Source organism: Cognatundibacterium curvum (assembly GCF_014284235.1).
Taxonomy (GTDB): domain Bacteria; phylum Pseudomonadota; class Gammaproteobacteria; order Burkholderiales; family Burkholderiaceae_D; genus Undibacterium; species Undibacterium curvum.
The window spans coordinates 1-22,280 of sequence record NZ_JACOGD010000007.1 but is presented as its reverse complement, the minus strand read 5'-3'; the positions used below and the strand labels follow the sequence as shown (position 1 = coordinate 22,280).

Genomic DNA, 22,280 nt, shown 5'->3' with positions numbered 1-22,280 from the left:
CTATGATAGAAATTCATCCCGATGCTGTGGTTTCCCGTCTGGCGGATATTGAAGATTCCGTCAGAGGAAGCCGTATCGTACTTGCTGCCCGCGCCGTGATCGATAGTTTTGTCAAAATTAAACCGGCGGGCGGCAGTGGCGATCTGTTGATCGGTGAGCGCAGTGTGATCAATTCCGGTTGTGTGCTGTATACCGGCAATGGCATCCGTATTGGCGCCGATGTGGCGATCGCTGCGAATTGCACTTTCGCGCCTGTGAATCATGCTTATATGGCGCGCGATGTCCGAATTAATCAGCAGGGCTTTTTGCCCAGCAAAGGTGGCATTGTGATTGAGGATGACGTGTGGATAGGCGCGAATTGTGTCTTGCTTGATGGTGCAGTGCTGCGCCGGGGCTGCGTGATTGCCGCCGGTTCGGTCGTGCGTGGCGAGGTGCCAGCCTACACGATACAGGGCGGGAACCCATTGCGGCAATTGGGTGAGCGTGGTGTGCAGGCGTAATCAGGACTGAGGCCTGACAGAACTGGCAGAAAGGATGCGAACACATGGGCAATACATCAAAGCGGGTTGCGACTCTGGTCGGCGGGCATGGCTTCATCGGTCAGCATCTGCATCGCCGATTGGTGGCAGATGGCTGGGATTGCTGGATACCGGAGAAAAATGATCCTGGTTTGTTGCGTCTCGATTTGGGTACAGTGTTTTATTGTGCCGGTGTGACAGCCGATTTCGCGCAGCGCGGGTTTGATTGTGTGGATGCCCATGTCAGTTGCCTCAATCAGATACTGCATGCGGGTGTATTCCGTAAGCTGGTGTATCTGTCCTCGACCCGCTTGTATGACCAGTCTGCAGCAGGTTTGTTAGCAGAATCCGATGCTTTGCAACTGAACCCGCATCATCCACGTCACTTGTTTGATTTGTCCAAAGCATTGGGCGAGTCCCTGTGTTTACAACTTGGAAAAAACAAGGCCAGCGTTGCGCGTTTATCCTGCGTGGTTAGCCAGGATCTGGATGCAGAGGGTTTTCTCGCAACTCTGCTGCAGAAAGTCGTGCAGCAGCCAGTTAGTGAGCCGCTGCGTATCGAGTCTTCGCGCCAGTTTGTACGTGATTATGTGGTGATCGATGATGTGGTATCCGCATTGCTGCATTTGGCCGGGTCGGAAACGGGTGGGATTTATAACGTCGCCAGCGGTACCAATACCAGTAATGCTGCATTGTTTGATGCTATTACGGAGATCACAGGCGTTACGATAGCAGCCACGATTGCCAATAGTGAGGCATATGTGCCGCCCGGGCAGATTTCAGTAGCAAAGATGCTTGATGAATTCGGGTGGACTGCAAGCAGTGTATGCGAACAGTTACCGTCTATGTTGAAAGGAAAAATATGATCAGTCTGCCGGGTATGGAGCGCAGCGGTTTAATGAAATATCTGGTGCGACAGCTGGAACATTTTTTTCCAGATGGTCAGCAGGACTTGTCGGTCAGAATAGACAAAGATCTGGATCAGGCGCTGGCGCGTCTGGAGGTGTGTATCAATGCAGTCAGGATGTGGAGACCAGGCGAATTCGACTACCTGCATTCCAGTCAGTACACGATTTTTTTATATTTTTTGTCGAATACCATATGGCGTAACCGGCAGGATAAACAGCTGTGCACCAAGCTGTTTTATTTGAATAAGTCGCTCAATGGCATCGACTGTTTTTATGAGATCGAATTGCCGGAAATTTTCTTTATCGGTCATTCCGTTGGTATTGTGCTGGCGAAGGCAAGCTACGCGAATTATCTGGTCTTGTATCAAAATTCAACAGTAGGGAAAAACCACGGTGTCGCCCCAGTGCTGCAAGAGGGAGTGATCCTGTATCCGAATACGGCGGTGATAGGACGTAGTCTGGTCAGAAAAAACAGCGTGATCAGCCAGGGAACCAGCATCATTAATCAGGAAACGCCGGGTGATTGTCTGGTATTTACGGGAGAAAAAGGCAAGCTGGAGGTGCGTGCTAATGAAAAGAATATTCTGGCTGATATTTTCAGGCTGTAGTATCTCTCAATGTGATACTGCAAGAAAATGGGGGCTGCGGAAATTTCATTTTGCATTGCTAACTTTGTTTGTAACTGACATCTGCCAGGCACGCCGTGTTAAGCGATAAGTTTTCGGGCAAACCACAAAAACAGCAAGCTTGCCCGAAGTGCTGCTTCAGCTTGCTTTCACCACCCGGTTTTTGCCAGTCTGTTTTGCTTCATACATGGCTTTGTCTGCGCGTTTAATGACCTGTTCCTGAGGTTCACGTAAGCCACGCAATGCCACACCCGCAGAGAACGTAATGAACAGTCTTTGATCGTTGGAAGTAAAGAAGTGTTTGGTCAGTTCGCGTTGTACACGCGTCATCGCCTGAGCTGCTTCTTCAATTTCTGTTTCTGGCATGATGATGACGAACTCTTCGCCACCATAACGCGCGATGACATCAATCGAACGCAGGGTTTGTTTTACGATACGTACCAGATGTACCAATGCCTCATCGCCAGCAGCATGGCCATGTGTGTCATTCAGCTTTTTGAAATTATCCAGATCGAGCAGGGCAACGCAGAGTGGTGCGTTGCGACGGTCAGCACGATCGGCTTCGCGCTCAAAAATATCATCCATGCCGCGACGGTTCAGGCTGCCGGTGAGCTGATCTTCACGCACCAGTTCACTCATATGTGCGAGTTTGCTTTCCAAATCCTTGATTTTTGCCTCTGCCTCTTCGACTTCTTTTTGTGCCGCGACGATGATGTCGCGCGAGCGCAGGGTTTCGCTCTGGACTGCTTTAGTTTCCAGTAAAATCTGGCCGATCACGCCGGTCACTTCATTTGAAGACCTGGCATTGCTGATCTGACTTGCATACAGATCCATCTTGTTCTGATAGGCGCCAGTACTTTCTGCCATCGCTGATAAACGGTCGATAAATGCAGCCATCATGTTCTTGACTGAGGATTTCGACTCGGCGATGCTGTTCTTCAGACTGCCTTGTTTGTAGATGACATCTTTCAGGCTGCGGGTTGCTTCCTGTAAGGCGCGATGATCTATCGGACCTGCAATCAGATTCTGTACCACTTCTATCTGTCCACGCAACCAGTTATCGTTATCCAGCAAGTCATGAATGTTAGTCAACAGCAGGTCGAATAGACGCAGCAATAATTCCTGTTGTTCTGCTGTATCACCACTTTGCAGTTCGATCTGGAAACACAGATGTTTGAGTCTTGCCCCAATCTGATTCAGTTCGTTTTCAGTTTCTGCATCGCGCACCGCCAGTCCCAGCGCATCGGATTCATTGGCCAGCGGTGGATTGGGTTTGAGCAGTGAACTCAAGGCCAGCGTCAGGGTGCGGTATAGCAAGTCTTTCAGCAGTTTAGGGCGATTATCCGCAACGGTAACTTCATCCACCAGTGGAATGTTGCTTGCAACTGTTGCTGGCGCGGGTAAGGGATCGTCAACCAGGCTGATTTGCGGTGCAGGTTTGGTGGTCATGCGCTCGGTGACAGCACGTAACTCGCGCTCGTAAGCTTCCCAGTTGTCATTGCTGACCGCACGGCTCAGACGTTGACCGTAAATCGTGTAGTCACTTTGAGAATTTTGCAAATAATCGGCAAAGCTGCTGAGCAACTTTTTGGCATGTTCAATGCCAGCATCTGGTGTGGCGGCGCTGATTTCTGCAGGTGAAGCAGGTTTGGGCTGAGCAGCAGGTGCTTCTGTACCGGCAATTTCATGGTACAACTGACTATAGGCATCCGGGGTTGGCGCAATCCTCTGTATCGCAAGCTGGCGAAATGTCTCACGTGCGATATCAGTTGGCGTTTTGAATTGCGGATTATTATTTTTTGTTGACATATTGCCCCATCTACACGCGGATGACCAGGTTGCCTGCGAGCCGGCTTATCAATTGGCAAAGCCTGATTGGCACAGGCCAATCAGGGCAGGCGGCATGAACGCGCAGGGTCTGGCAGTATTACTCAACCAGTTGATTTTTAATCGCGTAGTGAGTTAACTCCGCATTGTGCCGCAATTTCATCTTCAACAAAATCCTTGAACGATATTCACTGATGGTTTTTACAGACAAAGATAAGTCTTTGGCAATATCACTGACCGATTTTCCGGAAGCGATCATGGTTAGCGTCTGAAATTCCCGGTCTGACAAGGTTTTATGCAGCGCGTCTTCGTGTTCCTGATTCAGGTTATTGGCCAGTTCCTGGGCCAGTTGAGGCGTAATGTATTTCAGTCCGTTCGCGACCTGACGTATGGCTTGCAGCAGCTCCGTGGTGGCGCATTGCTTGTTAAGATAGCCAGCTGCTCCGGCCTTGAGCGAGCGGATGGCATACTGCTCTTCTTTGTGGATGGAAAACATCAATACCTGCACATCGGGCTTTTCAGACTTAATTTGCTTGAGTACTTCGATACCGTTTTTATCAGACAGTGCGATATCGAGTAACATGACCTTGTAATCAAGTTGTCGTGACAGGCGGATAGCATCCAGCCCTGAGGCTGATTCACCGGCAACTGCAATATCGTTGGTGGCAGCGACTATGCTTTTGATCCCTTCGCGGACTACCGGATGGTCGTCAACGATCAACAATTTAATAGCTGCGTGTTCAGTCATGCATATTTCCGTTTCTAAGTCGGTATCCCTGGCACGGTTTCACATAAAATCGTGAGGGATACAATAATTCCTGGGGTCTGGCGGATTGTTGCCGCGCTGACTGCGCTACTTGCAGTCATTTGATATTCACTTAGTATTTTATAAGGGATGCAGAAGCTGCGGTAAGAAGACGACAATAAATTTGATCTAGTTCGATACATGGTAATGATGAGTAAAGCATTTGTGAAAGAAACTGAGCAGGACGAGGATGATGATTTTGGTGCGCCCGCTATTCCTGCCGGTTCAAAAAACTATATGACGCCACAAGGGCATCAGCGTATGAAAGATGAGTTTTTGCGGCTGATCGACGTGGATCGCCCTGAAGTCGTGAAGATAGTCTCGTGGGCTGCGTCGAATGGCGATCGCTCAGAGAATGGCGATTACATTTATGGAAAACGACGTCTGCGTGAAATAGACCGTCGCATACGCTTCCTGAGTAAGCGGCTGGATGTGGCAGAGGTCGTGGATCCGCGTGTGCATCATGGCAGTGATCAGGTTTTTTTTGGTGCGACGGTTGTGTATGAAAATCAGGATGGGGTGGAAATCACCGTGACCATAGTCGGTATCGATGAATTCGATCCGCTCAATGGCCGCATTAGCTGGATATCGCCGGTTGCACGCGCACTGACCAAGTCACGTACTGGTGACACAGTCATGCTGAAGACGCCAGCCCGGGTTGAGGAGTTGACCATTTTGGACGTGAACTACCCGGCATAGTTATTGCATCAGTTCAGATGATTGCTAAGCTCAAATGAGGTCCTGCCATGTCTATGAATCATAGTCTGCGTATTCCATTAGCTGCGGAAATTCATTCCCGCCCTTCGTTGTATCTGAGTTCGCCGGAGCGCATCAGTCATCTGGCTGTGTTCGCAGGGCAGGAATTTCCGCAAGCCAGTAATGCTCAGTTATTGCAGCAACAGATACTGGCGGATTTATGTGCTTACTTTGGCGTAGCGAACCCCGCCGCTGAGGCCAAATATTTTTTCCACGATTTCGGCCGTTTCCGCCTGAAGTGGGAATGCCATACTGAATTCGCTACCTACACCTTTGTCGATAATGCTCAGACGCCCCCTGCGGGGTTTTCGTTCACATCTCAGGAGTTGTTTGCTGAGACGCCGTTGCACCATGTGCCTCAGACCTGGATTGAAGGCTTGGCAGGCAGAGTGATGGTGGCCGCTCACATAGAGTTGATGAAAGAGGGTATGGAGACCTGGTCAAGTACCAGATTGGATAGTTTGTTTCAGGGCAAAGTACTGGTGGGTAGTGAAGTGTTGGACCGGGGTCAGATCTGGACTGACTTCCTGATTCATGCCGATGGTTATAGCCGGTTTATTGTCAGGGATCAGGGGTTTTTGGGGCAGCAGTCGGGGCGCACAGTCCAGCGTTTGCTGGAAATTGAGACCTACCGCATGATGGCTTTGCTTGGCTTGCCTCAGGCGCAGGCTGCATTGCCCGTGCTGAGTGTGATTGAAGGTGAACTGGTCAGTTTGATGAATGGTATGACGCTCAGTTCGGATGTGCAGCAGCTAGGTGCTGATACCGATGCTGAACAACAAATGCTCACGCAAATCATCGATCTGGCGGCCCGGGTCGAGAAGCTGTCTCTGCAAAACAGTTACCGTTTTTCGGCTTCAAAAGCGTACTTTCAATTGGTGAATGCGCGTATCGATGAGTTGCGCGAACAGCGTATCGAAGGCTTGCCGACGATAGCGGAGTTTATGGAGCGCCGCCTGGTACCGGCCATGCAGACCTGCGAGTCCGTAGTCAGGCGACAGCAGGCATTGGCGGCAAGAATTGCCCATACCAATGACTTACTGCGTACCAGGGTCGGTATTTTGCAGGAGCAGCAAAACAGGAAGATCTTACAGAGTATGAATGCTCGCGCAGCCCAGCAATTGCGTCTGCAACAAGCGGTTGAAGGTTTGTCTGTCGCAGCGATTTCGTATTATCTGGTCGGTTTGTTTTCTTATGTGGGTAAGGGCTTGAAGGCATACGGATGGGCCTTGAATCCCGATCTGCTCTCCGCCTGGCTGGTGCCGGTGATCGCAGTCGCAGTCTGGCTTGGTTTGCGTCGTATGCACAGGCAGTTGCATTGAAAGTGGTTTCGCTGGTCTGGGGCAGGGGGGCTAATAAAAGAAAAGGCCGGTCACATCGAAATGTGCCGGCCTTTTAACTGATGCTGCCTGAAACAGGCAGCTTACCCCTTATCAGCCTGGTTTGCGTGTTTCAACCAGGATCAGCGGTTCATTCGAAGCCGCAGGCAAAGGCTTACGCTCACGTGGAACGCGTGGTGCAGCAACAATGTTGGCCGCTGCCTGTTGGGCTGCGCGATGCTTTTCAGGATCGGTGCTGGCCAGTACCAGGCCAGCTGCGCTCAACATCGCTTGCAGATCAGCCACTGGCATAGATTCCACCTGTTTAACTGGAGCTGCAGTCGCTGCCTTGATTTCAGGCTGTACCACTGGCGCAGGCTCAACTGGCGCAACTGGAGTTGTTGGCGCTGCCGGGGTTGCCTGTGTTACGGCAACTGACGTAAGCGCTTCAACTGCTGCTATTGCTGCCGCTGGTGCTGCTGCCAATGCTACTTCGGCGGCTGGCGCTGTTATGACAGCTTCAGGCGGAGTCACTGCAACTGCTGTCTCTGCAGGAACAATTGCTGCTTCTGTTACTTCAGTCGTTGCAACTACCGGTGCAATCTCAGTAACGACAGTTGCCGCTGCTTCATGCACTTGCGCTGCTGGAGCAAATGTCACTGGAGTAACTGGCGCGTTGACTGCTGCTTCTGCTGCAGTTACAGCAGCAGTTGCCACTGGAGTTGCTTCTGTGGCAGCTTCAGTCTTTGCCTGGGCTGCAGCTTGCTGTTCGATGGCGACGTCAGCGACTGGCACAAAGCTTGCGCCTTCATTGCCTTCGCTTCCTTCGTTTTGCTCGTTCAGGTCGCCTGCTTCGCGCTCACGACGGTTACGGTTGCGACCGCCGCGACGGCGACGGCGACGGCGTTCTTCGCTTTGCTCGCCTTCCGCACTTTCCGGGTTGCTGACCGGAGTATTGGCCGGGATCAGTTCCAGCGGAACCGGGTCTGCATGTTTCTGCAATACTGGCTCTTCCTGCTTGGCCTCAGTCAGCAAGGCTTCTTTACGCTCTTCACGCAGACGCTGCTGACGTTCGCGGCGACCTTCCTGAGGCTCACGCTGTTCACGTGGCTCACGTTCTTCACGCGGAGGTTTGGCAGCTTTAGGTGGACGGCTTTCAGCTGGTGCAGCCGTTTTCGGTGCTTCTGCCTTTTCGGCGCGCGCGCTGGCCGGACGTTCTTCACGCTCTTCGCGATTGCGGCGATTGCGGTTGCGCTGGTTGTTGCGGCCACTGCGTTGACGCTCACGTTCTGCGGATTTCTCCTCAGTCACTTCCGGTGTAACGACTGCAGCTGGCTCGGATTTACCAAACAGGAAACCAAAGATTTTGCTGAAGAAGCCAGGTGTCGGTGTGCTGACAGGTGCGGCCACCGGTGCCGGTGCCACTTCCTTGCGCTCGACGATAGGGGCCTGTTCAGGCGTAATGCTCTTGACGACGGCTTCCTGGCGCGGCTTGACGTCTTCTTTCTGACGCTTGTTGTAGCCGATATCGGTGTCTGCCTGTTCAGCCATGGCATAGCTGGCATGATGATCTTCCAGGCGTGGGTCGTCATGCTTGAGGCGATCCAGTTTGTAGTGCGGCGTTTCCAGATGCTTGTTCGGGATCAGGATCACGGTGACGCGGTGACGGGTTTCGATTTTCAGGATTTCGCCACGTTTTTCATTCAGCAGGAAGGCCGCTACGTCGACCGGAACCTGGACATGGATCGCGGCGGAATTTTCTTTCATCGCCTCTTCCTGGATGATGCGCAGGACTTGCAGAGCGGACGATTCAGTATCGCGGATGTGGCCTGTGCCGTTACAACGTGGGCAGGTCACATGGCTGCCTTCAGACAGGGAAGGGCGCAGGCGCTGGCGCGACAATTCCATCAGGCCGAAACGGGAAATTTTACCCATCTGTACCCGTGCGCGGTCATAGCGCAGTGCATCTTTGAGGCGCTGCTCGACTTCACGCTGGTTTTTCGCGTTTTCCATGTCGATGAAGTCGATCACGATCAGACCGCCCAGATCGCGCAGGCGCAACTGACGCGCGACTTCTTCTGCGGCTTCCAGATTGGTGTTAAACGCCGTTGTTTCAATGTCACCACCACGGGTGGAACGGGCCGAGTTAACGTCCACAGACACCAGTGCTTCAGTGTGATCTATCACAATCGCACCACCGGATGGCAGCGGTACTGTGCGGCTGTAGGCGGTTTCGATCTGATGTTCGATCTGGAAGCGCGAGAACAGCGGCACGTCATCACTGTAGCGTTTGACGCGGTGTACCATGTCTGGCATCACATGGCTCATGAACTGCTGAGCCTGCTCATAGATATCATCGGTATCGATCAGGATTTCACCGATGTCTGGCTGGAAGTAATCGCGGATAGCGCGGATCACCAGTGAGGATTCCTGGTAAATCAGAAATGCGCCGGGAGCCGATTTGCCAGCGCCTTCAATTGCGCGCCACAATTGCATCAGGTAGTTCAGATCCCATTGCAATTCATCGACATTACGGCCTATGCCTGCGGTACGGGCAATCACTGACATGCCGGTTGGCAGGTCCAGTTTGTCCATGGTTTCACGCAGTTCCTGACGGTCTTCGCCTTCTACTCGACGGGATACGCCACCACCGCGTGGATTGTTAGGCATCAGCACCAGATAGCGTCCGGCCAGAGAGATGAAAGAAGTCAGTGCCGCGCCTTTGTTGCCGCGCTCTTCTTTTTCCACCTGAACCATGATTTCCTGGCCTTCGCGCAATGCTTCCTTGATGGTGGCATTACGGACGTCTATCCCTTCTTTGAAATAAGAGCGGGCGACTTCTTTAAAAGGGAGGAAACCGTGACGTTCTTCGCCATAGTTGACGAAGCATGCTTCGAGGGAGGGTTCGATGCGGGTGATGACACCCTTGTAGATATTGGACTTACGTAGTTCGCGACCAGCAGTCTCAATGTCGATATCAATGAGTTTTTGCCCATTAACGATGGCAACGCGCAATTCTTCTTGCTGCGTTGCGTTGAACAGCATACGTTTCATGTTTTACTCCGTGACCTGTTGGTCATCTTTTGTTGCTGCCTCAAGTCGTGAGGCTCACAACTGTACTGATACGGGATGTATGCGAGGACGGAGAATCTGAAGGGATGGGGAATGCCTTTGGCGCAGCAGAATGCACAGCGTACTGAACTACGATACGCAATTATTAATTCAATATCATTCTGCTTCGCGCCTGGCGCGGTAAATCGCTGGAAATGACCGAGTGCACACGTCCCCCGCGTTGTCCTGTATTGTCAAATTTGTGCATTAACAATCGACCACGCCAGGCGATGAGCAACTTTGATGTCAGACCATCTTATTGTGTTGTGTCTGACGGAATCGCTAACTTCCTGCAACTACTATGCGTAAGCACGCTGACCAGCAATTAAGTCATCGTCTCTTGCGCAACTTATCCTGTTTTTTCAAATTCTCTGAGCCAGACCTGTTTTACTGAGCCCGATAACAACATTTGGTTGTTACCCTGACCTGAAAACACGCCTGCATACACATCTTTCCCATCATATTTGCAAACTGGCGAGGCTGATGGGCTTGCCCCTGTGTAAAATAGTCGTTTATTTCTCTTACACTGCCAACAGCGTAATTGCTGAGGCGAAAATGATTATATATTCAAAATGAAGGACTTAGCGACAATTAATCGGGATTTGCATCAAAAACAGGTGCAAAAAGTTTCCCAGAACGATCCTTCAAGCGCGATGCCCCAGGTCAGACTGATCACAATTTCGGAAGAAGAGGCCGGTCAGCGCATCGATAATTTCTTATTGCGTATTTGCAAAGGAGTGCCCAAGAGCCATATTTACCGTGTGCTGCGCTCTGGCGAAGTGCGCGTCAACAAAGGGCGTATCGACCAGTTATACCGCCTGGTGGAAGGTGATGTGGTCAGGATTCCGCCGATACGGGTGGCAGAAACTGTGGCGCAGGTCGTGCCCAAACTCGAATTTCCGATTGTGTTTGAAGATAATTACTTGCTGATTATTGATAAGCCGGCGGGTGTGGCGGTGCATGGTGGCTCAGGTGTCAGCTATGGCGTGATTGAACAATTGCGTGCGTCCCGTCCCGATGCCAAGTTTCTGGAGCTGGTGCATAGGCTGGACCGCGAAACCTCAGGCATCTTGTTGATTGCAAAGAAACGTTCGGCATTAACCAATTTGCATGAACAAATGCGCGATGGCGTGACCGATAAGCGCTATTTCACGCTGGTGTACGGTGATTGGAAAAATGCCAGACAGCATATTAAGCTGGCTTTGCATAAATACTCGACTCCAGAAGGTGAGCGCAGGGTCAGGGTGCAGGCCGACGGTATGGCTTCACACACAGTGTTTACTCTGCAGCGTAAATTTAAAGATTTTGCCTTGCTCGAGGCGGAGCTGAAAACTGGCCGTACCCATCAGATTCGCGTGCATTTGTCCACCAGCGGTTTTCCAATTGCTGGAGATGATAAGTATGGTGACTTTCCGCTCAATAAAGCCTTGCAAAAAGCCAATGCCGAACGTGGTGCCCTGAAACGTATGTTCCTCCATGCGCATCAAATTACCTTCGCCCACCCAGAGACAGGCAAGCCAACGACGGCCAAGGCGCCTTTACCAGCAGAATGCTTAAATTTTTTGCAAAGCTTGCAGAGCGCATAGTTTTTGTCAGAAAAATTAATTGTTTAGTAATGGTATGATCGCTTAATGATGAATAAAACAGCGGTATCGCCGAACGCGATACCGTGCAGAGTAAAAATGGCAAAAAAACAATTTGATCTTATCGTTTTTGATTGGGATGGTACGCTGATGGACAGCACGGCGACCATCGTGAAATGCATACAGGCAGCAGCCAAGGATTTAGGCTTGCCGGTTCCGGATCAGAATGCGGCTGCTTACGTCATCGGTCTGTCGCTGGCAGATGCAATGCAAGTCGCGGTTCCTGGCGTTGATCCTAAATACTATCCACGTATGGTGGAGCGTTATCGCTACCATTATCTGGCCAAGGATCATGAGCTACCCTTATTCCCTGGTGTGCGCGAGATGTTGACTGACTTGTCGCAGCAAGGCTACTTTCTGGCAGTCGCAACGGGTAAAAGCCGGGTTGGCCTCAGTCGTGCGCTTCACACGGCTGATCTGACTGCCGTTTTCGATGCAACCCGTTGTTCTGATGAAACGTTTTCCAAGCCGCATCCGGCGATGTTGCAAGAATTAACAAGAGAGCTGGGGCAGGAAATGCAACGTACCGTCATGATAGGCGATACCACCCATGATTTGCAGATGGCAAGCAACGCAGGCGCTGCTGCTATTGCAGTGGAGTTTGGGGCGCACGATGCCGGCTCATTGCTCAGTCTGAATCCGATTTTCTCTGCTAAATCGATTTTGGAACTGCATCAATGGCTGCAGGAAAATGCCTAAGTTTTACCATTCCACCCATTATTCGATTGAATGACTATGGAAACAGTTTTTATTTGTCAGTCTGACGCACTGGAAGAGGGCGGAAAAGGCGTGCGCTTTTCCGTGATGGCGGGTAGCGATGAGGCAACAGGTTTTGTGATCCGCTATGCGGGTGGGGTGCATGCTTACCTGAATCGCTGTGCGCATGTGCCGGTTGAGCTGGATTGGAATCCGGGCGAGTTTTTGGAATCCAGTGGTTTGTACATTATGTGCGCGACCCATGGCGCTATTTACGAACCGCAAACAGGACATTGTTCGGGCGGTCCTTGCCGTGGTAGTCGCCTGCGTAAGCTGGCAGTGACTGAGGTCGATGGTAAAGTCATTTGGACGCCAGATGATTATGTGCGTCCAGTGTTGGCATAACTGAGGAGGGAGACTATGAGTCAGGAGTTTGGTCCACAAAATAACGCGACTCCCGCTACAGAAAGGGATGTGCAATGGGAGCGCTCGGTGTTGGAGCGTCTGGCATTTGAAAGCTTGCAGGAGCAGCGACTCAGACGCCGCTGGAGTATATTTTTTAAACTGGCTACGCTGACTTTGGTCATGTTTGCCATTTACCGCTTTTCCGATTACACCGATGATGCGGCAGAAAAGCTGGGGCCGCATACAGCATTGATTGATGTTTCCGGTGAAATTGAGTCCGAAGGCGGCGCCAGTGCGCATGATGTGATTCCAGCCTTGAATCGTGCCTTTTCTGATAATGCTTCGGTCGGTGTGATACTGCGTATGAATAGTCCGGGCGGCAGCCCGGTGCAGGCGGGCATGATCAATGATGAAATTCAGCGTCTGCGTGCAGAGTATCCGGAGAAGCCAGTCTATGTGGTTGTTGAGGAAATTTGTGCTTCTGGTGGTTACTACATCGCTGCTGGCGCCGATAAGATTTATGTCAATAAAGCCAGTGTAGTAGGTTCGATTGGTGTGTTGATGGATGGCTTTGGCTTTACTGGTTTGATGGATAAGCTGGGCGTAGAACGTCGTCTGATGACCGCCGGTGAAAATAAGGGCATGATGGATCCTTATTCGCCGCAGACCAGCAAGCAAAAAGCGTATTCTCAGGCAATGTTGAACGAAATTCATGCCCAGTTTATTGATGTGGTACGTAAAGGTCGTGGCACACGCTTGAAGGAGACGCCTGAGACTTTTTCAGGTCTGTTCTGGGTTGGCAGTAAAGCGGTTGAAATGGGCCTGGCGGATGAGTTGGGTACGGTTGATTCGGTCGCGAGGGATGTGATTAAAGCTGAAAATGTGATCGACTATACGCAGAAAGAAGGCCTGCCTGAGCGTATGCTGAAAAAATTTGGTGCTTCGCTGGGAAATGGGGCAATTTCAACTTTATTGTCAGCCAAACGTCCATCATTGCACTGAAACCGGAAACTGTTTAGTTGATTTTTTAAATCCCGGAGTATCACTGCATAGATTTAATTTTCTTTGAGGCATTCAAGCTCTGGATTATAGTGTTCTCGTAGCTGGCTCAAACGGGAGGTCGATATTCAAAGCAGATTATCTCAGTATGCTTCTTGGGCTCCGGTACTGATCCGGTTATGTACGTGGTAGTAGTAAATGTTGTATTAAGTTGTATTTGTTGTTACTCGTAAGTATTAAGTTGTTGTATACAATTTGTGCAGTGATGTGCCGTGTACTCTGGCGGCTTCGAGGTTTCTAAGAATCCTCACAAAATAGTCTGGCAACACCCAAAAAGGCGGAAGCGCAATGCTCCCGTCTTTTTGCTTTCTCTTCCCGATTCCCCCGATTTTTGCTGACAGCAATTGTTCCAAATCAAGTGGTTTTGTCTGACTTCAGGTAAGATGACTGGATTGCATGGTTTCCTGTTAACGATGATCAGCGCACTCTCAAATTTTCTTTCACGCCTACAGCTGCCCTCAGCTGAAAAGAAGAGTGTTGTCTGCTTTCATTGTGGCGAGTGTTCCAGGCCAAGCCAGACTTTATACACCCAGTTTGACAATGCGCGCCAGGCTGTCTGCTGTCATGGTTGTCTTGCTATTCTGCAGGCAGTCGAAAAAAATCAGATGACAGCGGCTTACTTGCGTGCCAGAGAAGAATTGAATCCATCCTGAAAATCCGCATGTCTATTCCTTCCGGAACCAGCACTACCAAGGCCACAGACGCCGCTCCAGAACACTTCCTGCAGGATAAGCTGGCCTTGTCCGGTATGCATTGCGCTGCCTGCATACAATTGATCGAATTCCGTGTCAGACAAATTCCCGGCATCCATGCTTTTGTAATTAATCCAGCCACCCACAGGGCTGAAGTGCAATGGGATGCTGCGCAGACCGGACTGTCGCAGATTATTCAGGCCATCGTGCAGCTCGGATACGGCGCGCTGCCAGCGAATCAGTCACCCGATGAATTTGAGCGTCAGCAAAACAAGCTAGCGATTTGGCGTATTTTTGTGGCTGGTTTCGCCATGATGCAGGTCATGATGTATGCATTCCCCGCCTATCTGGTGCCAGTGCCTACGGCAGATGGTGATCTGACGCCGGATCTGGATAAATTACTCAAAATCGCCAGCATGGTGTTGGCAATTCCTGTGGTCGGGTTTTCAGCGCTGCCTTTTTTTCAGTCTGCCTGGCGTGACATCAAAAACCGTCATATCGGCATGGATGTGCCAGTGTCACTCGGTATTTTGCTGACATTTTTTGCCAGTGTATGGGCGACTTATCAGGGTGGGGCGGTGTACTTTGACTCGGCCATCATGTTTGTTTTTTTATTGCTGGGCGCACGTTGGATAGAGCAGAAAGTACAGAAACGTACCGGCGCAGCACTCAAGATACTGACCCAGCTGCAGCCCCTGATTGCCCGGGTCTTGCCAGGTTTTCCTCAGAAAAAAGATGTGCTGGAAAAGGATGCCTCACAGTTGCTTGAGGGTGAAGTCGTGTTGGTTGTACCCGGCGCACAAATACCTGCGGATGGCATCGTCGTTGAAGGTTGCAGTGAGTGCGACGAATCATTGATGACAGGAGAATCACTGGCGATTCCTAAGGCAGTGGGAGACACGGTGATTGCCGGTGCCGTCAATATGAGTGGAAAGCTGGTCGTTCGGGCGACTCAGGTCGGACAGCAAACACGCTTGGCCAGTCTGATAGGGATGATGGAGCGTGCTGCGGCTGAAAAGCCTGCCATCGTGCTGCTGGCGGATAAGCATGCCAGCCGTTTTTTATTGATCATCATGCTGGTCGCGCTGCTTGCCGGCATCGCCTGGGCCAGCATAGATCCATCGCGTGCACTGTGGATCGCCATCAGCGTCATCGTTGTGACTTGTCCTTGTGCCTTGTCGCTGGCGACACCCGGCGTGATGGCGGCTGCTATAGGCTTAATGGCACAGCATGGCTTGCTGCTTAAGTCGGGCAAGGCGATTCAGGGCCTGGCGGAAGCCACCCACTTTGTTTTTGACAAGACCGGTACCCTGACCGCAGGCCGCATGCAAGTCGCAGAGTGCAGGGATTTGACCTCATCTGTGCTGGCCCGCCAGTTAGCATTTCGCCTGGCATCGGAATCTGCCCATCCGGTTTCTAAGGCGATTGCCAATTATCTGAGTGGCTGGCAGGGGCAGGGCGTTCACTTGCAGTTACAGAATGTACGCGAAGTGGCTGGCGCTGGTATTGAGGCGGAACTGAATGGCGTGATTTTTCGCCTGGGGCAGCCAGTTTATGCGACTCAAGCTTTGCCGGCTCCATTTGTTTTGCCACCTGAGCTGACAGGAAAAAGTGTCACCGTACTGGCCGATCAGGAACAGGTACATCTGATTCTGCTGCTGGATGATGTGATGCGTGATGATGCGCCTCAGTTGATACAGTCTTTGCAAAAAAGTGGGAAGCAGGTAATGCTGCTATCTGGAGATGCGGAAGACGCCGTGCAGAACCTGGCGGCACTTTGTGGCATTAAGGATGCACGTGCGCGTATGAGCCCGCTGGATAAGCACAATGTGGTCAAAGCCTTACAGACAAATGGCGCCCGGGTCGTCATGGTAGGTGATGGCATGAATGATGGTCCTGTACTCTCGATTGCGGATGTATCGATTGCGATGGGGCAGGGCGCTGCGATCTCGCAAACCCGCAGCGACTTGTTATTGATGTCGAACCGCCTCAATGATTTGATGTTCGGATTGAGTGTGTCTGAGAAGGCTTTCCGTCTGATCCGCGAAAATCTGATGTGGGCGATCGTTTATAATCTGATCGCTATTCCTGCCGCAGTGGTCGGCTGGCTGGAGCCCTGGCACGCAGCACTTGGCATGTCCCTGAGTTCTTTGCTGGTTGTATTGAATGCATTGCGACTGTATTTGCTGCCCAGACCCGCGTTCCCACTTACTGATGAGTGATTTGTGTATGGATATCCTGTATCTGCTGGTTCCCTTGAGTATCGTTCTTGTGTTCGCAATTGGCGGTGTATTCTGGTGGGCCATCAATCACCGCCAGTTTGACGAGCTGGATCGTGAAGGTCAGCGTATTGTGGATGATGTGGATGGCTGATCAATTCAGCGTTGAAGTTTTTTGATTGCTGCCAGGATGTGGCGGCAGTTTGGGCGGTGGGGTGACGACGGCTTTGGCGGCATTGACCAATTGATGCTTGTCACCGTTCCAGACCGAGAGTTTAGCTGGCGGCAGAGGTAGTACTTTATCGAGATTTGGTAAGCGGATGGCGGGGTTGAATGCCAAGGCATCACCAATCAGATTGTAACGTTGTGCACGATCATTATCGATGCCAGCACCAGGAATGATGGCATTCCTGCCTGAAGAATGGAAACCTGTGAATAAAGAATTGGTGCAAGCAGCACTACCCATTTTGACGCCCTCGTGATAGTAGCGCAGCGCTTTAGCTTTATTCTTAAATATGACTTCGTATTGAAGTCCTAATTCATAGGCAGCATTGCCATCACCCTGAGCGAACGCGCATTCCAGCATTTGCAGACCGATTTTTTCATTTGCCCAGAGTAATTTGTCCGGCTGATCTTTTGAGGTAAGTAAGGATTTTCCGATCAGAGTTTGCGAATAGGGGCTACCCATGTCGGCTGCTTTTTGCCAAAAAGCCCAGGCTGCGGTGGGATTGACGGGAACCAGAAAGCCACTGCGGTAATAATTCCCCATCACTGCCCACGCCAGCGGTATGCCTAAGCGCATTGCCTCTTCAGTCAATGCCATAGCTGCCTGTGGCTGACGTTCGACTAATGGCTTGTCCCCATCCCAGATACCGTCCTGATACAGGGTCGCCAGATCGATCATAGCCTTCCAGTGTTTGCGCTCTGCCGCCTGGCGATACAAGGTGATGACGCGTGACCAATCGATTTCATCGTTCCAAAATTTCGGATCGCGCATGCCTTCGGCTTCCTGGTACCAGCGTTCTGCTTGCGGATCTATTGCTGGGACAAGCTCGGCTTCATGCAGACAGGCAAACTGGGTGCGATGGGGATGAAATAATTCGGGCATATGATTGCGGGGCAGGGACATGTCCATAGCGTGTGCACTCAAGAGTAAAAAGAAAGAAACCTGGATGGCTTTGCATAGCTGGCGTGCGGTCCGCCAAGCAAAATGTGGAAGCCGGTGATTCATGTGTATATACATCACTAAGTCCTCCCCTTTTGTTCACTCTTTTTTCTTTTTAGCCCTGTCCATCCTGCCACTGTGGCGGCAAACTGATGTGCATTCTGCCATCCACATGCATCTGGTTTGCGGTAGCGCTTCCCAGCCATTGCCAACGCAGCTCTCCCGCTGGAATGACGGTTTCTGCGCCAGTTCCTGTTCCGGTTTGCGGTGGCACCGGAAAACGCTGCCCGGCCTGCACATAGGCCTGCTGCGCGGTCACACTCATTGCCGCCCAGCGTTTGCTGCATGGATGACTGGCTGCCAGACTGCTTTGCCAGATACCGGTTTGCGGACAAGTCTGATTCCCATCACACATCAGTTGTTGCTCCGGTGGCGCGATACAGAGCGCAAGCTGGCGTGCGACCAGCGGACTCAATGCGGGCTGCTGCAAAGGTATCGCCTTACCCAAATATGACCAGCGGCTGTTGATACGTTGATTCGGGCTTAACTCCCACCAAAACATCGCCATGATCGCTTGCTGCATGTCGCTGTCCCAGTCGGTCCATTCATTGGGCATGCCGAGCACTTCACGTTCGAGATAATGACGTGGTGCCAGATGTTGACTCAGCTCGTGGACGGTGCGCATTTGCCATGGCTTGTCCGCTAAGGCGGGATCAGGCGGTAGCTGCAATAACCAGTAGCCACTGCGCGGCGCTTTATAAGGCCAGTAGGCCAAGACCTCGATCGGCTCAGCTGGCAGGGTCATACCAGGTGGCACGTAATAGCGGGTATTGTTGCGGCTGCTGCCAGGATGTGGCGGCAGTTTAGGCGGTGGGGTGACGACGGCTTTGGCGGCATTGATTAATTGATGCTTGTCGCCGTTCCAGACCGGGAGTTTAGCTGGTGGCAGAGGCAGCACTTTATCGAGATTTGGTAAGCGGATGGCGGGGTTGAATGCCAAGGCATCACCAATCAGATTGTAACGTTGTGCACGATCATTATCGATGCCAGCACCAGGAATGATGGCATTCTTGCCCACTGAACTGAAACCTACGAATAAGGAATTGGCGCAAGCAGCACTACCCATTTTGACGCCCTCGTGATAGTAGTGCAGCGCTTTAGCATTATCTTTCAATATGGCTTCGTATTGCAGCCCTAATTCGTAGGCGGCATTGCCATCACCCTGAGCGAACGCGCATTCCAGCATTTGCAGACCGATTTTTCTATTCGCCCAGTATAGTTTCTCTGGTTGGTCAACGGTAGTTTGCAAGGATTTACCAATCCGTGTTTGTGCATAAGGGCTACCCATGTCGGCTGCTCTTTGCCAAAAAGCCCAGGCTGCGGTGGGATTGACGGGAACCAGAAAGCCACTGCGGTAATAATTCCCCATCACTGCCCACGCCAGCGGTATGCCTAAGCGCATTGCCTCTTCAGTCAATGCCATAGCTGCCTGAGGCTGACGTTCGACTAATGGCTTGTCCCCATCCCAGATACCATCCTGATACAGGGTCGCCAGATCGATCATAGCCTTCCAGTGTTTGCGCTCTGCCGCCTGGCGATACAAGGTGATAACGCGTGACCAGTCGATTTCATCGTTCCAAAATTTCGGATCGCGCATGCCTTCGGCTTCCTGGTACCAGCGTTCTGCTTGCGGATCTATTGCTGGGACAAACTCGGCTTCATGCAGACAGGCAAACTGGGTGCGATGGGGATGAAATAATTCGGGCATATGATTGCGGGGCAGTGACATGTCCATAGCGTGTGCACTCAAGAGTAAGAAGAAAGAAACCAGGATAGCTTTGCTTAGCTGGCGTGTGGTCTGCCAAGCAGGATGTGTAAAATGGAGTGTCATGCTTGCACCGTATCCGGAATGAGTGTTTCGTCGCGTTGACTGATGCGTGGAGACAGGGTGACACCTCTGTCGTCCGAAAAAGTCACGATGTGAGCATCGAGTCGTCCTGTTTTGTCGGTAACGACGGAGGCGTTTTTGTCCATCGTTTTAATCCAATTTTTATGTGTTTGTTGGATTGCATATAAACTCCCATCACCCCCATCCAGCTCACCAGCAATATTGGACCAGACCCGCTTGCGCATGGTCTTGATCCATGCAGGGTCGGTGCCTGCGATATTGATTTCACCATCGCAGCACATACTGCGCACATTCAGATTGGCGCTGCCCAGCGTAAAGAACACATCGTCAGCGATGAGTAGTTTGCTATGGATGTAAATTTCACGAGTGGCTGCTGTACGCTGGTCCTGGGTGTATAGTTTTGCGATCAATACTTTGATGCCCAGCTTGTCCATATCTGCCTTCGTGACGACAGGTTTTTTTGCTGAATCCTTCATATCATTCAATAAAGGGGAGTCTAGCTTTCCTATGCTGCGCAGGTATTTTTTTGCAAGTTCGAACATCCTATCGTCGGGCCCGGGTGTAAGTTCACGAAATTGTTTGACGCCCGCGTCATACTTGGCCATTTGCTGACCCTGACCGAGTGCGGCTATCGTGTCATAGGTGGCGGGTATCATGCCATCTTGTTCGGGTTCAGGAATTACGATAAATACGTGCAAAGGTGGGATATCTTCTTTTGCCATGCCACAGTTATTTTTCAGCCCGCGCAGTGTGATTTGTCTGCGCTCTTTCAACAGTGCAGCCCATTCGTCGTTCTGGAAGTACTGATTTTCTATGTAGAGATACTGACGTGCCTGATTCGTGACCAGCCAATACAATTCCTGTATGGTTTGATCTCCACTGATTGCATCGGTGCGCAGGATCTGAACTTGTTTGCAATTCGGTGCAGCGCGCGCCACCAGGCGCTCTTTGTTGACGGACATACGATGCGCCACCAGGGAGCCAGGTGCACCGAAGTCCTGGTGGTGTGGGTTCCAGTTTTTTTCTGCGCTATCCCAGGCGGCTGTGAAATTACGGTTCAGATCGACTAAGGCCGGCCCTTCAACGCGGATGGCATAGTCGCGGTAAGGCTTCAGGCCTAGCATGGGATTCTTTTTATCGGCACTACCTTCCCATGCTTTACCGCGCAGTGGTTCGTCGTAGCGATGACGCGGCGTATCCCAGTAGTCTGTGAGTGAATTCAAACCCATCACATAGCCGACAGCGGCTTCGGGTACTTCGTAGTCGATCAATATTGGTTTTTGGTGATGTGTGCCGACACGTACCAGGGACATCTTCTGTATGTTGGTCAGGTCGCTGGGGCCAACCGTGAGCATGGTGTCGATCAGGGGCAAGGCGCGGTGGCGCACATGCAGATTGCTACACCGGGTGAAGGGATTGGATGAAGAACGCGGCAACGCTTGCATCGCATTGTCCCACCAGTCTTCGCGATAACGCCTGATTGCATAGTCCGGACTTTTTTTGTCTTGCACTGACGACCAGGCAGGGTGGCCGGGCAGATTATTTGCCATTCTTCCAGCAGCTTCGATTAAATGACCGTCTCCCGCATACCAGACTAGCAAACGCACAACGACACCGCGATTTGCTACCTCCAGTAACAGGTCTCCATAGCGTTTGCCGCGTGGCCAGGTAGCGCCGTGCCTGAGGCTGATTTCCATGGCTGGATCGAAGCCAAAGCAAATCAGATCAACACTTTTGGTGGCGCGGCTGATGTCAGCCTCAATCTCGGGGAACGCTTCTGAAGCACAAATGAAAAAATCCAGGTGGCTGTTCTGCACAATAGCGTGATCGCCCGACAAATGACGTTGCTCCAGTAACCATTGACGTGTAATCGTAGCCCTGCAATTGTCTTCGCCCACAGGATGCCGGGATGGAATCAGTATTTTCGCGAGATCAGGTTTCATGGTGGCTCGAATTCCGAAAGTAAATGGAGAATTTTTTTGCGTTGTCAGGATTTGGAGGGGGAATCAATAGCGACACGTTTCCCCTGATTTGCCACCCGGTGCGCGTTTTGCGATTCCTGGTGTACAGGTAAAACAAAACGATCTCCGTTGGCGAAAACGACTTCGTATTGAGACGTGGCGATATGGTTTTTGACGACCAAACATCCCCAGGCATCGGTTGCACCTTTGTCGATCAGTTTGCCATCCCGGTATAACTGATAAGGCTCAGGGATAGCTGCTGAGTTTTGCTCGGCGTGGTGAACCTGAAATATCATCTGGTTCATTTCCAATATTGGTTTTGATGAAATTGGAATGGGTTGATTATTCGGTCCCAGTCGCTGATGTTTGGCTGCATGCACCGTCCTGCTGGCCGTAGTGCCGTCCTCAATATTGGTATCGAATTTGGTGTAACTGCCGCCGCCGTTGATCAAGACTTGTTTGGCGCCGGTAATGTGGATGTGGTCGGCGTCGTAGTGGATGTCTAGCTTGGCGAGCAGGTGCAGGTTTTGTTGTAGCGCCTTGATATCCACATCCCCATTTGCTGCAATCAGTTTCATCCCGGCTTTGTAGGCAAACAAGCGTATCGCCTTGCGTGCACTCGCGAGCAGGCTGTGGCCGCTGCTGAGGCTGATGTGTTGTT

At 51.4% G+C, this 22,280-nt stretch carries 19 protein-coding genes; 12 read left to right on the top strand and 7 right to left on the bottom strand.

The window, feature by feature from the left end; translation table 11 throughout:
* Nucleotides 1-2: 2 nt before the first annotated feature.
* Genes H8K43_RS13560 through H8K43_RS13550 form a run of 3 tightly spaced genes read left to right on the top strand, consistent with a single transcriptional unit; the run spans nt 3 to nt 2,034 of the window.
* On the top strand, nt 3-500 hold the full coding sequence (locus H8K43_RS13560; protein WP_186904356.1) for an acyltransferase: 498 nt from the start codon (nt 3-5) through the stop codon (nt 498-500).
* Between the two features lie 44 nt (nt 501-544).
* A complete protein-coding gene (locus tag H8K43_RS13555; RefSeq protein WP_186904355.1) occupies nt 545-1,384 on the top strand; it encodes an NAD-dependent epimerase/dehydratase family protein in 840 nt (279 codons plus the stop codon).
* Nucleotides 1,381-2,034, top strand: a complete 654-nt coding sequence (locus H8K43_RS13550) for an LbetaH domain-containing protein (protein WP_230403952.1) — start codon at nt 1,381-1,383, stop codon at nt 2,032-2,034. Before H8K43_RS13555 ends, H8K43_RS13550 begins: the two co-directional genes overlap by 4 nt.
* Before the next feature lie 156 nt (nt 2,035-2,190).
* Here the strand turns inward: H8K43_RS13550 and H8K43_RS13545 are convergent, their stop codons facing one another.
* On the bottom strand, nt 2,191-3,861 hold the full coding sequence (locus H8K43_RS13545; protein WP_186904354.1) for a GGDEF domain-containing protein: 1,671 nt from the start codon (nt 3,859-3,861) through the stop codon (nt 2,191-2,193).
* Nucleotides 3,862-3,979: 118 nt separating this feature from the next.
* On the bottom strand, nt 3,980-4,627 hold the full coding sequence (locus H8K43_RS13540) for a response regulator (protein ID WP_186904353.1): 648 nt from the start codon (nt 4,625-4,627) through the stop codon (nt 3,980-3,982).
* A gap of 207 nt (nt 4,628-4,834) precedes the next feature.
* On the opposite strand from H8K43_RS13540, the gene greB reads away from it, so the two are divergent.
* Nucleotides 4,835-5,383, top strand: coding sequence for a transcription elongation factor GreB (gene greB, locus H8K43_RS13535; RefSeq protein ID WP_186904549.1), 549 nt, complete (start codon nt 4,835-4,837; stop codon nt 5,381-5,383).
* Nucleotides 5,384-5,436: 53 nt separating this feature from the next.
* Nucleotides 5,437-6,762 carry a DUF3422 family protein gene (locus H8K43_RS13530; RefSeq protein ID WP_186904548.1) on the top strand — a complete coding sequence of 442 codons (1,326 nt, stop codon included), beginning with the start codon at nt 5,437-5,439 and terminating at the stop codon, nt 6,760-6,762.
* A 111-nt stretch (nt 6,763-6,873) separates the two neighbouring features.
* Here the strand turns inward: H8K43_RS13530 and H8K43_RS13525 are convergent, their stop codons facing one another.
* Nucleotides 6,874-9,813 (bottom strand): Rne/Rng family ribonuclease, encoded by a 2,940-nt coding sequence (locus H8K43_RS13525; protein WP_186904352.1) that lies wholly within the window; start codon nt 9,811-9,813, stop codon nt 6,874-6,876.
* 629 nt (nt 9,814-10,442) lie between these two features.
* Between H8K43_RS13525 and H8K43_RS13520 the strand changes: the two genes are divergently transcribed.
* The 7 genes from H8K43_RS13520 (at nt 10,443) to ccoS (ending at nt 16,738) form a co-directional block, all read left to right on the top strand.
* Nucleotides 10,443-11,456: an RluA family pseudouridine synthase gene (locus H8K43_RS13520; protein ID WP_186904351.1), complete on the top strand. Its 1,014-nt coding sequence runs from the start codon at nt 10,443-10,445 to the stop codon at nt 11,454-11,456.
* Nucleotides 11,457-11,552: 96 nt separating this feature from the next.
* Entirely contained in the window at nt 11,553-12,212 is a 660-nt protein-coding gene (locus tag H8K43_RS13515; RefSeq protein ID WP_186904350.1) for an HAD-IIIA family hydrolase, read from the top strand.
* Nucleotides 12,213-12,242: 30 nt separating this feature from the next.
* The gene (locus tag H8K43_RS13510; protein WP_186904349.1) at nt 12,243-12,614 is read left to right on the top strand and encodes a Rieske (2Fe-2S) protein; all 372 of its coding nucleotides are present in this window, start codon (nt 12,243-12,245) and stop codon (nt 12,612-12,614) included.
* A 15-nt stretch (nt 12,615-12,629) separates the two neighbouring features.
* Nucleotides 12,630-13,616 carry a S49 family peptidase gene (locus H8K43_RS13505; protein ID WP_186904348.1) on the top strand — a complete coding sequence of 329 codons (987 nt, stop codon included), beginning with the start codon at nt 12,630-12,632 and terminating at the stop codon, nt 13,614-13,616.
* Between the two features lie 440 nt (nt 13,617-14,056).
* A complete protein-coding gene (locus H8K43_RS19275) occupies nt 14,057-14,326 on the top strand; it encodes a heavy metal translocating P-type ATPase metal-binding domain-containing protein (protein ID WP_186904347.1) in 270 nt (89 codons plus the stop codon).
* A gap of 8 nt (nt 14,327-14,334) precedes the next feature.
* Nucleotides 14,335-16,587 carry a heavy metal translocating P-type ATPase gene (locus H8K43_RS13495; RefSeq protein WP_186904346.1) on the top strand — a complete coding sequence of 751 codons (2,253 nt, stop codon included), beginning with the start codon at nt 14,335-14,337 and terminating at the stop codon, nt 16,585-16,587.
* A gap of 7 nt (nt 16,588-16,594) precedes the next feature.
* The gene (ccoS, locus tag H8K43_RS13490; RefSeq protein ID WP_162020909.1) at nt 16,595-16,738 is read left to right on the top strand and encodes a cbb3-type cytochrome oxidase assembly protein CcoS; all 144 of its coding nucleotides are present in this window, start codon (nt 16,595-16,597) and stop codon (nt 16,736-16,738) included.
* On the opposite strand, the gene H8K43_RS13485 is transcribed toward ccoS, so the two are convergent.
* The 4 genes from H8K43_RS13485 to H8K43_RS13470 all read right to left on the bottom strand — a co-directional run.
* Nucleotides 16,739-17,692, bottom strand: a complete 954-nt coding sequence (locus tag H8K43_RS13485; protein WP_186904345.1) for an SEL1-like repeat protein — start codon at nt 17,690-17,692, stop codon at nt 16,739-16,741.
* 172 nt (nt 17,693-17,864) lie between these two features.
* On the bottom strand, nt 17,865-19,517 hold the full coding sequence (locus H8K43_RS13480; protein ID WP_186904344.1) for an SEL1-like repeat protein: 1,653 nt from the start codon (nt 19,515-19,517) through the stop codon (nt 17,865-17,867).
* 119 nt (nt 19,518-19,636) lie between these two features.
* Entirely contained in the window at nt 19,637-21,601 is a 1,965-nt protein-coding gene (locus tag H8K43_RS13475) for a phospholipase D-like domain-containing protein (RefSeq protein WP_186904343.1), read from the bottom strand.
* Nucleotides 21,602-21,645: 44 nt separating this feature from the next.
* Nucleotides 21,646-22,280: DUF2345 domain-containing protein (locus H8K43_RS13470; RefSeq protein WP_186904342.1), on the bottom strand; the 635-nt coding region annotated here is incomplete at its 5' end.